Below are 205 nucleotides of genomic sequence, written 5' to 3'. Positions count from 1 at the left end.
GCCGATCCAGATCAGACCCGCGTCCAGGACCGCCTGCGCGAACTCGGCGTTCTCCGACAGAAAGCCGTAGCCCGGATGGACGGCGTCCGCCCCGGACTCACGCGCCGCGTTCAGGATCTTGTCGATGACCAGGTAGCTGGTGGCCGGGGTGTCACCGCCCAGGGCGAACGCCTCATCCGCGGCGCGGACATGCAGGGCGTCCCGG

1 protein-coding gene is annotated in these 205 nt (G+C 70.2%); it reads right to left on the bottom strand.

Going from position 1 to position 205, the window contains the following annotated elements:
• Positions 1-205, bottom strand: a 205-nt coding sequence (locus IG05_RS43455; RefSeq protein WP_037816133.1) for a biotin carboxylase N-terminal domain-containing protein, incomplete at both ends; no start/stop codon positions are given.

Origin of the sequence: Streptomyces sp. NRRL S-1022 (assembly GCF_000720135.1) — a bacterium.
Taxonomy (GTDB): Bacteria; Actinomycetota; Actinomycetes; order Streptomycetales; family Streptomycetaceae; genus Streptomyces.
This window is presented reverse-complemented; position numbering and strand designations above follow the sequence as displayed.